The 7,227-nt window shown below is 41.2% G+C and carries 5 protein-coding genes and 2 riboswitches; of the genes, 1 reads left to right on the top strand and 4 read right to left on the bottom strand.

The window, feature by feature from the left end:
• Nucleotides 1–214: hypothetical protein (locus ACYP5M_RS24515; protein WP_459735633.1), on the top strand; the 214-nt coding region annotated here is incomplete at its 5' end.
• Nucleotides 215–366: 152 nt separating this feature from the next.
• Here ACYP5M_RS24515 and ptsG read toward each other — a convergent pair.
• The 4 genes from ptsG to guaA all read right to left on the bottom strand — a co-directional run bounded on the left by ptsG (nucleotide 367) and on the right by guaA (nucleotide 6,961).
• Nucleotides 367–2,436, bottom strand: coding sequence for a glucose-specific PTS transporter subunit IIBC (gene ptsG / locus ACYP5M_RS24510; RefSeq protein ID WP_434168350.1), 2,070 nt, complete (start codon nucleotides 2,434–2,436; stop codon nucleotides 367–369).
• Nucleotides 2,437–2,649: 213 nt separating this feature from the next.
• A complete protein-coding gene (glcT, locus tag ACYP5M_RS24505; protein ID WP_101225652.1) occupies nucleotides 2,650–3,492 on the bottom strand; it encodes a glucose PTS transporter transcription antiterminator GlcT in 843 nt (280 codons plus the stop codon).
• Nucleotides 3,493–3,644: 152 nt separating this feature from the next.
• Nucleotides 3,645–4,976, bottom strand: a complete 1,332-nt coding sequence (locus ACYP5M_RS24500) for an NCS2 family permease (protein WP_063235528.1) — start codon at nucleotides 4,974–4,976, stop codon at nucleotides 3,645–3,647.
• Nucleotides 4,977–5,076: 100 nt separating this feature from the next.
• A riboswitch (purine riboswitch) is annotated at nucleotides 5,077–5,178 on the bottom strand.
• A 226-nt stretch (nucleotides 5,179–5,404) separates the two neighbouring features.
• Complete coding sequence (guaA, locus tag ACYP5M_RS24495; RefSeq protein ID WP_452445352.1) at nucleotides 5,405–6,961, bottom strand: glutamine-hydrolyzing GMP synthase; 1,557 nt, start codon at nucleotides 6,959–6,961, stop codon at nucleotides 5,405–5,407.
• Between the two features lie 142 nt (nucleotides 6,962–7,103).
• Nucleotides 7,104–7,205, bottom strand: a riboswitch (purine riboswitch).
• Between the last annotated feature and the right edge of the window lie 22 nt (nucleotides 7,206–7,227).

Raw genomic sequence — 7,227 nt, 5'->3', positions numbered from 1 at the left:
ATTTGCTTTTTTGATAGTGTGTGCTCACTTAAAATTTAACGTTGGCGCTTTGTTTTGTTCAGTTTTCAAAGAGCAATATTTTCCATCGCTTTTTAGCGACTTTATTAGTTTAACACCTTTCAAACACAAAGTCAACAACAAGTTATTATTTACTTGTTTATCTTTTTTTGTCTCAAGCGGTGTATTTAATATATTAGCACTTGCATTTAGATAAGTCAATGCAATCTTTTAAAAAGTTACTTCACTTTTTTATGAGCCAACTTCTTCTATATATACACCACTTGCATTCTATAGAAGCCGGACCCTGTCATTGATCATCAAAAAAAAGAGGGCAGCTGATTATAGCCACCCTCCTGTTATTAATGATTATTTATTAATGGTAATTACGTCCGCTTCTTCTCTATCTACATTTCCGGCCTTTTCAATCTTCACACTTTCACCTTCAGAAAGGTTAGTGAAGACGATTGGCGTAATGATAGAGCTGGCATTGTTTTTAACATACTCTATATCAACTTTGAGCAACGGCTGTCCGCTTGTCACTTTATCTCCTTGAGAGACTAGCGCTTCGAATCCTTTGCCTTCTAACTTAACTGTATCGATCCCGACATGAATCAAGATTTCACGACCAGCTTCGGAAACGATACCGATTGCATGTTTAGTCGGGAATAGGTTAACGATTGTACCGTCTACAGGAGAAACAACCAACCCTTCCTCAGGTACGATGGCAAACCCATCACCCATCATTTTTTCAGCAAAAACAGCATCAGGCACTTCCGTGATCGGTTTTAATTCCCCTTTAATAGGAGAAACAAAGCGCTCGGAAACTTCATCAGTCCGTAAAGGTTTCGGGATGACATCCTCGATTTGCTTTTCCACACCCACTTCAGGAGATGCTTCTACTTTACGAGGCCTTTTTCCATCGATGATATCTTTCATTTGCCCCTTGATCGTTTCTGAACGAGGTCCGAAGATTGCCTGGATATTATTGCCCACTTCCAGAACTCCAGCGGCTCCAAGTTTCTTCAGCCTATTTTTATCAACGTTACCGATGTCATTGACCGATACACGAAGACGGGTAATGCAAGCATCCAAGTGAGAAATATTTTCTTTTCCGCCCATAGCATCCAAGATATCCCCAGGAAGACTTCCAGCTGTACTTGCAGATCCTTCCGCTTCCTCATCCTCTTCCACTTCACGGCCAGGAGTTTTAAGGTTAAACGTCCTTATCGCAAATCGGAATCCGAAGTAATAGATAAGCGCAAAGACCAAGCCAACCGGAATAACGATCCATGCATTGGTTTGCGGATTAATTAAACCAAACAGTACGTAATCGATCAAACCGCCCGAGAACGTCATCCCGATTTTCACATCCAGTAAATGCATGGTCATGAATGATAGACCTGCAAACAGACAGTGAATCCCGAAAAGTACCGGTGCAACAAATAAGAAGGCAAATTCAAGTGGCTCAGTAATCCCAGTAAGGAAAGATGTAAGTGCCGCAGAAGCCATCAAGCCCCCTACAATTTTCTTTCTTTCCGGTCTTGCTTCATGATAAATGGCCAAAGCTGCAGCTGGTAACCCGAACATCATGAATGGATATTTACCAGTCATGAAGGTACCTGCCGTTAAATTCTGTACGCCATCTTTAATTTGAGCCATGAAGATAGCTTGGTCTCCTCTGACTGGCGTTCCCCCGCCTTGAGGGATATAGCTGCCAAATTCGAACCAGAATGGGGAGTAGAAGATATGATGCAATCCAAAAGGAATCAGCGCACGTTCTACAACCCCAAACACGAAAGCTCCCAGAGTCAGGTTAGCACCCAACATATTTTCGGAAAATGAATTTAACCCCGATTGAATCGTCGGCCAAACCAAGATCATCAGCAATCCAAGAATAACTGCGCTTGCGGCTGTTACAATTGGTACAAAACGTTTACCTGCAAAGAATCCTAAATAAGAAGGCAGTTCAATTTCATAAAACTTATTATACATAACAGCAGCCATGACACCGACAATTATACCGCCGAACACACCAGTTCCCAACGTCGGGATTCCCAGAACATTGCTATACACCGCACCATTGTTCGCAATGTCGGCAGCGTCAATGCCAAGAACGGTTCCCATCGTTACATTCATAATCAAGAACCCGATAATCGCAGCCAGTCCGGCAACACCATCTCCGCCAGCTAACCCAATTGCGACCCCCACAGCAAACAACAAGGGAAGATTCCCAAAAATAATATTCCCGGCATTCTCCATTACCGATGCGACCATTTCCACTCCGCCACTCGCAAGAAACGGGGCGATATCCAACAAAGTTTCGTTTTGCAATGCATTACCAAACGCAAGCAAAATTCCGGCAGCTGGTAAAATGGCTACAGGAAGCATCAAAGCTTTTCCGATTTTTTGCAAAACACCAAACAACTTCTTAAACATAGGTTTTCCTCCTCTTTACTGTTATTCCATGCTAATAAAACGGTTACATTTACGATGGTATTCATCTTCCCACGCATCAGAATTCAAATACAAAAAAGGCATAAGCAAAGATAGGATTGAAATGAAAATTCAGGTATATAATACCCTCTTTCATAACAATCATTCTCCTCACTTATGCCTGATCGAATCAGTAACACGTAAGTTAATGTATGTTTATTTAATTTTCTTTTGTAATCGTTGGATATGCATCGTTAGATAGACAGCTTCCGCATCACAAACCGGTCTGCCTAATTTCTGCTGCATAATCTTTATTAGCTTCCAAGAGATATTGTAACACAAAGGATATTCTTCTTTCAATAGCATTGCTATTTTTTCGGGTTCCTCTACTTTTTCGCCAGCCAACACCCTGTCTATCATGAATCTTAAATGACGGACCAAACGTGAATAATCAATGCTATCCTTATTAATTTGTACGTTGAGCTGTTCTTCAACAACTTGGATAAGTTGATAGATTAACTGCGAATGCTGATTGACTTCCGATAAGTCTTTATTTGATATTGCGCTATGAATATGAAGCGTAATAAAACCGATTTCCCCTTGGGGCAGGCCTATGCCTGTCTTATCTTGAATTAATTCTACTACATCAACAGCAATATCATGTTCAAAAGGATAAAGGGTTATCGTTTCTTTCAAGAATGGGTTTTTGATAGTCATTCCTTGTGAAACACGCTGAAGGGCGAACAATAAATGATCAGTTAAACCGACATGTATATGTTCATTGAGTTTTCCAGTTACTCGGTCGTTAATGAGATGAATGGATTCTATAATGGCAGCTTGAAGATTTTGATCGATCTGCGGCAAAAGTTTTTTGTAACTTTCCTGTTCCTTGACATTTTTCAGGACAAACGTCTTCTCCGCAAGTTCCGGACTTAACTCTTCGCCTTTCTTTCGGTTGAAGCCTAAGCCCTTTCCAATAGAAACGACTTCTCCATACGACGGATGCGTGGCAATCACCACATTATTGTTCAAAACCTTTTCAACGATAAAACCATTCATTTTTCTCCCTCTTTTTTTCTCAAAGTCATCCCTATGCCCCATACAGGATAAAGTACTTAGTACTTAGTCCTTTTACTATACACGATATGAGCTTTCTCTTACAACATGAAAGAAGAGCCCTGAAATCAGGACTCTCCTTACTTATTGCCTTATTACTTCAAGAAAATGAAATATAGTAGGAAAACGACTCCAAGCCCCCACATGATTGGGTGAACCTCTTTAGCTCTCCCTTTCATCGACATGGTGATCGGATAGAAGATGAATCCGCAAGCTATACCTGTCGCAATCGAATATGTCATAGGCATCATGATAACCGTAAAGAAGGCCGGAACCGCAATTTCAAACTTCTGCCAGTCAATATTTTTAAGTGATGATGCCATTAACACTCCGACTATAACCAATGCCGGCGCAGTCACCGCAGATGTAACCACTGATAGAAGCGGGAAGAAGAATAGGGATAGGACAAACAGCAATCCTGTCACTACAGCCGCAAAACCGCTTCGAGCACCAGCGGCAACACCCGATGTAGACTCTACATAAGATGTCGTGGTGGATGTACCAAGAATTGCACCTGAAACGATGGATAATGAATCAGCAAGTAATCCTTTTCCCACTCTAGGAAGAACATTATCCTTCATTAAACCAGCTTGTTGCGCTACAGCCACCAACGTACCTGCTGTATCAAAGAACGCTACAAACAAGAAGGTCAGTATCACGATTAACATTTGACCAGTGAAGAGATCACCGGGATTTCCGAAGGCATCGAACGCAACCCCGAATGTAGGCGCTATGCTAGGAACGGCACCGATTATTTTCTCCGGCACCGGAACTTGTCCAAAAATCATTCCTGCTATGGCTGTAATGACCATCCCTATGAACACGCCGCTTTTGACGCCTCTCGTCATCAAAATGACGGTTACGACAATTCCAAACACAGCCAATAAAGTATTTCCTGATGTCAAGTCGCCCAGTCCTACAAGAACGCTGTCATCATTCGTGATGATTCCAGCATTCTGAAACCCTACAAACGTAATGAATAAACCGATACCGGCACCAACTGCGTATTTCAACTCGACTGGAATTGCATTAATGATTTTCTCACGTATTCCCGATAGGGAAAGCAAAACGAAGATAATACCTGAAATCAATACTCCCGACAAGGCCGTCTGCCAAGGAATTCCAAAACCAAGCACAACGGTAAAAGCAAAGAAAGCATTCAATCCCATCCCTGGTGCAAGCGAGATTGGATACCTGGCTATGAGTCCCATCAATATCGAACCGATTGCGGCTGCCAAGGCGGTCGCTGCAAAAACCGCTCCGTAGTCCATTCTCAATTCATCCGGATAGTCCTCGATGCTTTGTAAAGTCAGCATCACAGGGTTAACAACCAGGATATATGCCATTGAAAGGAACGTAGTCAGTCCACCAAGTATTTCACGGCGATAATTAGTTCCCAGCTCATTAAACCGAAAATAATTTTTCATTATGAGTCTCCCCTATCATAAAATCGTGCCAACAGAAAATGCCCCATTCGCTTACGAACGGGGCTTGACTGCGGTCATGTAAAGAAGTGGCGGTTTATCCGCGCCAATCCTTCCACATCGTAGTCAAGCCGTTCACGGCAGCTTGGTAGAAACTTTTGGGCCATATCCCCAATATTATACGACAATTATGTTTTTTTATTATTATAGGTATAGTGTATCAGTCACTAAAATAATCGTCAATATATCTAACGAATATTTTTTATGTAATTTTAGGCAATGTTCGCTTTTCGCTATATATTCCTTACTTATTATGGCTATATCTTCGCCAACATACGTAAAATGTAAGTAATCTACATATTCAAATACTATTTTAACCAAAAAAAATCAGTGAAGGATATTTCCTTCACTGATTGGATGATTTTAATCTTCTATTCCCACTCAATCGTTGCAGGTGGCTTAGACGTAATGTCATAAACTACGCGGTTTACATGGTTTACTTCATTAACGATTCTCGTTGAGATGATTTCAAGTACATCCCAAGGGATTCTTGCCCAATCGGAAGTCATTCCGTCAATGGATGTAACCGCACGGATCCCGATTGTATAATCATACGTACGCGCGTCGCCCATTACCCCTACGCTTCGAATGTTAGGAAGGACCGTAAAGTACTGCCAAATTTCGCGTTCCAAACCATTCTTTCTAATTTCTTCACGTAAGATATGGTCAGATTCACGAACGATTTCAAGTTTTTCATCTGAAATTTCACCTAATACACGAATACCTAAACCTGGACCCGGGAAAGGTTGACGCCAAACGATTTCATCCGGAATGCCCATTTCACTACCAAGTGCACGCACTTCATCCTTGAATAGAGTGTTCAAAGGCTCAATCAATTTAAATTGCATATCTTCCGGCAGACCGCCAACGTTGTGATGCGATTTAATTGTTTGTGCAGTGGCCGTACCACTTTCAATAATGTCTGTGTAAAGTGTACCCTGTGCAAGGAAATCAATTCCTTCAAGCTTCGTTGCTTCGTCATCGAATACGTAGATAAACTCGTTACCGATGATTTTCCGTTTTTGTTCCGGATCTGAAACGCCAGCAAGTTTCGATAGGAAACGTTCTTTTGCATCGACCTTGATTACATTCATATTGAAACCTTCCCTGAATGTTTCCATTACACCTTCGGCTTCCCCTTTACGAAGTAATCCATGATCAACGAAAATACATGTCAGCTGATCGCCAATCGCTTTATGGATCAATACAGCAACAACGGATGAATCCACACCGCCGCTCAATGCGCATAACACTTTTTTATCTCCGACCGTTTGGCGGATTTTCTCCATTTCTATTTCAATGAAGTTCTCCATTGACCAGTCACCTTTACAGCCACAAACGCCGAATACGAAATTTTTCAAAATGTCATTACCGTATACGGAATGACGGACTTCAGGATGGAATTGCACGGCATATAATTTACGTGATTCGTCACTCATAGCCGAAATTGGGCAAGACGGGTTCGTCCCATCAATTTGGAAACCTTCAGGCGTTTCCACCACTAGATCACCATGGCTCATCCAGACGATCTGTTCTTCCGGCAGGTCACTGAATAACTTAGATTCATTTTGGATGGCAAGTGTCGCTTTACCGTATTCACGGTTTTTCGCTGGTTCCACCTTACCGCCAAAATGTTTAGTCATAAGCTGCATGCCATAACAAATACCGAAAATCGGAAGGCCCATTTCGAATATGCGTTCATCACAACCAAATGCATTTGCATCATAAACACTATTCGGACCCCCTGAGAAAATGATTCCCGTTGGATTCATTTTCTCGATTTCTTCTACAGTAATTGTATGAGGATGAAGCTCACTGTACACACCAAATTCGCGGATACGACGAGTGATCAATTGATTATATTGGCTTCCGAAATCAAGTACTACGATCATTTCCTGGTTTTTTTGCAATTCTGTTTTCCCCGGCACAAACGTCACCTCTATCAATGTAATTCACTCATGAAATCGAGTGATAATTTCTTATAAAAAATATTATCATAAAAAAAGAAAAACTAAAAATCCACCCTCAAAAATACAGAAAAAGTATAGACGAAGGCAGATTTTCAGCTTTCCTGTTAAAATCCGCCTTCATAGTCAAATCATTTACGGTGATTCGGTAGAAACTTTCGATCCATATTATCGAGGATATATGAAGGATATATTAGTTTAAGTTAGTTTTTGTTATTGTATCAATA

The organism is Peribacillus sp. N1, from assembly GCF_054600815.1.
This window is presented reverse-complemented; position numbering and strand designations above follow the sequence as displayed.

Coding starts and splice junctions, on each gene's coding strand:
- ptsG (WP_434168350.1), bottom strand. CDS start 2,436: ATGTTTAAGAAGTTGTTTGGTGTTTTGCAAAAAATCGGAAAAGCTTTG.
- glcT (WP_101225652.1), bottom strand. CDS start 3,492: ATGAATGGTTTTATCGTTGAAAAGGTTTTGAACAATAATGTGGTGATT.
- ACYP5M_RS24500 (WP_063235528.1), bottom strand. CDS start 4,976: ATGAAAAATTATTTTCGGTTTAATGAGCTGGGAACTAATTATCGCCGT.